The 4,531-nt window shown below is 68.1% G+C and carries 4 protein-coding genes and 1 pseudogene; 2 read left to right on the top strand and 3 right to left on the bottom strand.

Annotated elements, in window-relative coordinates:
* From I8N67_RS40940 to I8N67_RS40930, 3 genes and pseudogenes are all read right to left on the bottom strand, one after another.
* Positions 1-285, bottom strand: a pseudogene (locus I8N67_RS40940) (hypothetical protein); the annotation flags it as partial.
* Positions 275-697 carry a hypothetical protein gene (locus tag I8N67_RS40935; protein ID WP_200309389.1) on the bottom strand — a complete coding sequence of 141 codons (423 nt, stop codon included), beginning with the start codon at positions 695-697 and terminating at the stop codon, positions 275-277. The gene I8N67_RS40935 and the pseudogene I8N67_RS40940, both read right to left, overlap by 11 nt.
* A gap of 1,129 nt (positions 698-1,826) precedes the next feature.
* A complete protein-coding gene (locus I8N67_RS40930; RefSeq protein ID WP_200309388.1) occupies positions 1,827-2,678 on the bottom strand; it encodes a hypothetical protein in 852 nt (283 codons plus the stop codon).
* Between the two features lie 1,186 nt (positions 2,679-3,864).
* Here I8N67_RS40930 and I8N67_RS40925 point away from each other — a divergent pair.
* Together I8N67_RS40925 and I8N67_RS40920 are read left to right on the top strand one after the other, a co-directional pair.
* Entirely contained in the window at positions 3,865-4,095 is a 231-nt protein-coding gene (locus I8N67_RS40925) for a FitA-like ribbon-helix-helix domain-containing protein (RefSeq protein WP_200309387.1), read from the top strand.
* Positions 4,092-4,502 carry a type II toxin-antitoxin system VapC family toxin gene (locus I8N67_RS40920; protein ID WP_200309386.1) on the top strand — a complete coding sequence of 137 codons (411 nt, stop codon included), beginning with the start codon at positions 4,092-4,094 and terminating at the stop codon, positions 4,500-4,502. The genes I8N67_RS40925 and I8N67_RS40920 overlap by 4 nt, the downstream gene beginning before the upstream one ends.
* Positions 4,503-4,531 lie beyond the last annotated feature (29 nt).

Genomic DNA, 4,531 nt, shown 5'->3' with positions numbered 1-4,531 from the left:
CTGGGTGCCCGCCGCCAGTCCGAGGCGGTTCGCGAGCGCGCTGGCGTCGCCCACCAGGGCCCGCACACCCCACTCCCAGCGCTCGCAGAAGTCCTCGAAGTCGACCGAGAGGCCGTGGTGCCCAACCTCCATCCCGGTCATCGCCAGCTCCGAAAAGCCCTTGCCCAGCACCGAACCGGTGGCGCCGCCCAGATCACCGAGCCCGTCGATCGTCGCGCCCACGCCCTGCGTGAACTTCGCGACAGACGCCCTGTCGAACTGCAGATCAGCCCCGTCAACGCCCATGGCCGCGCCCCTCCTCGGCCTCGCCGGAGTCGACGGCGACGCCGTGCGCAACGACGCCCACGACCGGCGGGAAGAACATCGACCCGTCCTCGGTGGCGATGTCGACGGCCAGGCCGGCCAGCTCGTCCATAGACGGCACGACCTCGTCGACGATGCGCGCGCCCAGCAGGGCCGCGTAGTCCATGGCTTGATCACCGGATCCGTGCAGCAGAGCGAACCGCGCCAGTGCGGCCTCGTCGGTGAACCCGCAGATCCACCGCACTCCGCCCGACCACGCCGACCACAGACCCCCACCGGCCACAGGCACCAGCAGGACCGAGCGCCGCATCTCACCGACCAGCGCCCGAGGATCACCGACTCCCCTTCTCCGCTCGGCAATTCGCTCGGCGAGCGCTGTACTTGTCCGCTCCACGGGCCCTCCCTGGCGTAGGCGACTGATGGCACCGTAGATCAAGACGCGCGGCATGACAGGGACGGTTCTCGTGAAGGTCGATGTCACCGAAGCCCGTCTCGCCTATGTCGCCGTCACCCGCACCGACTCGACATCGGCGGCCTGGGCTGGATCAACCAGCACCCGACGGCAACTCCGGCGGAACATATCTGCGTCATAGCCGGGCAGGTAGCGGCTAGGGTTGAGGTGCCACCAGGCAGGCATCCGTGGAGGAACCCCCTGGTGGATGGCTTGTAGAGGTCCGACAGTGAACTCCGCTCGTTTCTCCGACCTGTCGACAGCATCGCTGGCAGCCTAGCGGCGGTCTTGCTGGTGGGCCGGTGACAGGCCCACCGGTGGACAGCCGGTGGACAGACGCCTTTGGACGGTGCAGCACGATGCAGCACGGGTCAACCTGTTGCGCCTGCTCTGATCAGGAAGGGCGTCACTGCATGACACGACGAGGCACCACGCAACATGATCCCTCACGGTCTCGTAATGCGTAGGTCTCGGGTTCGAATCCCGAAGGCGGCTCTATGGTGAACCCCAGGTCGGGCCTTTGACCTGGGGTTTCTTGTTTCGGGTGACCTTGGAATTCGGGCCAATCGGGCACGTGCGGTCCGTGTATCGCAATGCGTAGGTCTGGAGTTGACGGCCAGTGGCGGTTGCGGATCGAGAGGCTGTGACCTCGGCATATGTTCACGGCTGTCGATCTCCCCGGCCCGTCCGATTCGAGCTGGTGGCCATTTGGTGGCCGGGCGTGCAGAGGTCGTGCAGATGGCTCCTCGGTCAGCCTCGTGGATTTCGCATGAGAGTTGTGCCTTCCGGACAATCGCGCGGTCGGCCGGGTTTTCCTGGTGCGTAGGCGACGACGCGCTGCTTCACTACTGGCCGTCCCATCGTCGAGATCACCCCCGTCACGGATCTCGGCAGCGACTGTTGCCGAGATCCGCCGGAGGCAGATGAGTGGGCCCTCTCGAGAGGTGGATGACCGAGTTCCGCATCGTCCACGCCCTGGCTCGGTCGGCTTTTCAAGCGTCGGCAGGAGGTGCACGGGTACGTACTGCTGGTCCGATCGCTCATACCAACCCGCCGGACAAGGGGCAGCGGGCTACTCGTCCTCGGGCAGGGGCGCTCCCGCCGCCCGCAACTGCTCACGGACGCCCCAGCCGTAAGCATGAGCCAGGTCCTCGCCCGCATAGTTCAGGACCTGGTCGCCGTCGTAGTCGCCCTCGCAGGCGGCGAGTGCGTCAAGCAGGCCCAGAGCGATCTCTCGGGCGGCACCGGTGAACCCGAGGCCCAGGCGGCGGGTGATGTCCTGCTTGTACGGCTCGAGGGCTTCTTCCACCAGGCTGCCCGCTGCTTCGTACACGTCGACGTATCCGAATCCCGGCTGGTGCCCGGTACGCAGGTCCTCGATCTCCAGTTCCCGCAGGGCGTCTTCGACCATGACCGCGGTCTCCTGCCGCAGTCCTTCGGTGTCCGCCCGCTGCGCACGGCCGTGCCGCGCCGAGCCCGGGCCGTCGAGGAGGGCGACCGCCAGCCGCCCCACGTCCGCCCGCAGCCCGGGCCGCTCGGCGAGCAGGGCCTCGAGTACCTGCCCCTTCTCGGCCGCGGTCAACTGACCGTACGCGTCCTGCGGATCGACCGTGTCCGCGTCCCGCGCGGCAGCCGGCGCCCAGGGGAGACCGCAGGCGATGGCATTGAGAGCGAGTGCCACCGCGTGCGGGCAGAGCGTGGCAGCCCTGGCATCCGTGCAGTGGCATTCGCCGGTCAGACGGCGGTCGACCACGCCCACCCAGACGTCGTACGTTCCACTGTCCGTGGTCACCGAGCCGCTCGCGCCGCCGTCGGCGGCCACGGTGTCCGAGACCGTGTCCGCGGCCCGCAGCCGCTGGCCGGCGCTAAAGGACTCGCTGGTCGTGGACGTCTTCACGGTTGTCTCGTTCACTACTGCTGCCATGTCCGTTATCCAACAGCCCCGCTACCGCACGGCGCTACCGAGCCCGGTGCTGCAGGGGGCAAGACGGTGCGGGGCGTACGGCCGACCAGGACGGGAGCCTGGGTGGGGGTCTGACAGAGGACCTCGGGGTGACCCGTTTCAGCTCCGTGCTCACCGATCAGCTGGGCGATATGCTGGCCCAACTCCTCGCCGACGTACTCCGGACTCGTCCGGATGTGCGGCCCCACCACTGTCGGCGCTCCCCGAGCACCTCGCGGTCCGGCTCGCCCGATCCCGACCGTGTCCAGGCCGCCGAAGAGTGCCTGAGCCGCCCCGAGGCGCAGGTGCTCGAAGCTGCCTGGGCCTGTGCCGCAGAGATCGTGGACCCTCACGTTCCCAAGCGGGAGGCGTCGTCCATGGCCGCGGGAGGAGAGCGAGCCGGTGCTGCTCGCGCGCTTCGAGGACGTCCGCGCAATGCTCGGACCCACGGTGGGCAAAGCAGCTGCCGATGCGCCATGCTTGAGGAGGGGTTGGTTCTGCCCTTCACGACGCGGGTATTCGGCCTCGACGTGCGCGTGGGGAAGATCATTTTGCGTGCGGGCGGTGGTGTGCTCGTCCTGTGTCGACATGGCAGGCATGAGAAGGCGATCGGGATCCTCGACCTGCCCCTTCCGGAACACCGCCCGGAGGGATCCGAATGGCTGAGCAGCGGAGTCCGGCAGGGAAGGCCGCAATGGCCACCGCGTCGTCGCAGGTCGTGGTCCGCGCGCCGGAGCCGCCCGGGAACGCCCAGACCTCGCAGGCCGCGGAGCCGGACAGGAGACGCGGCAGCTCGGTGCGGCGATAGCGGCAGGGGGGCGGGCGCCGGACGGGCGGCGCTCCGACGGCGGGCAAGTCGAATGGGGCGGGGCGCACCAACTGGCGTCGAGGGGAGGCGCCGTTGAGCTGACGCGGGTTCGCAGTCGGTGGAGCCTGGGTCGGTGTGCGCTTCCACCGCCTTGACCAGATGGTCCCAGGGCATGCTGTCGAAGAACTTCGAGCGTGCCTTCATCGCCTGGATGGACCTCCTGCGGCCGACCTGCCCACTGGCCTCCTGTGGTCCCCGGGCGCCGACGTGGAGGGAGCGAGGACGATCTTCGCTGGCCTGCGCGGTGCTACAGCCCTCCGGTTGTCTGCGCTTTGCATGCATTGATGCTATACTGCAATCATGACTGCTCTGACGATTCGGGACGTCCCGGATGACCAGATCCAGACCTTGAAGGTTCGTGCTGCCCAGGCCGGCAAGTCCCTCCAGGCTTACTTCCTCGATCTCATCGCGCGAGAGGCGTCCAAGCCCACCATGGCGGAAATGGTGGCGCGCTTGAACCGGGAGACTACGGCCAGCGTCAGCACGGAGGACGTGCTGGCCGCGATCGACGAGGCCAGGACCGGGAGGTGAGCGAGACGGTCGTCATGGACTGCTCCGCCCTTGTGCACTTCCTCACCAACCACGACCCGCTCGGCCTTGTCGTCCGCACCCGGGTGGGTGCCGCCGATGCCGTCGCCGTGCCCACGCTCATCGACTACGAGATCCAGTCCGCACTCCTCGGCATGAGGAGAGGGGGCAAGCTCACGGCACGGGAAGTAGCCAAGGCTGTCGATGCCTACCGGCAGCTCCAACTCGTCCGACACGAGACGCTCTTCCTCTGGGATCGCGTTCAGGCTCTCCACGGAAACCTGAGCGCCTACGATGCCCAGTACGTCGCCCTGGCCGAGGCTCTCGCCGCAACGCTGATCACCAGTGATGCGAGGATCGAACGGAGCGGTGCCGCGAAATGCGGCATCGAGGTCTTCGGCTCGAACTGACGGCGGCGCGGCCGTGGGGCCGCTGACTC

Source organism: Streptomyces adelaidensis (assembly GCF_016598475.1).
Lineage (GTDB): Bacteria > Actinomycetota > Actinomycetes > Streptomycetales > Streptomycetaceae > Streptomyces > Streptomyces adelaidensis.
This window is presented reverse-complemented; position numbering and strand designations above follow the sequence as displayed.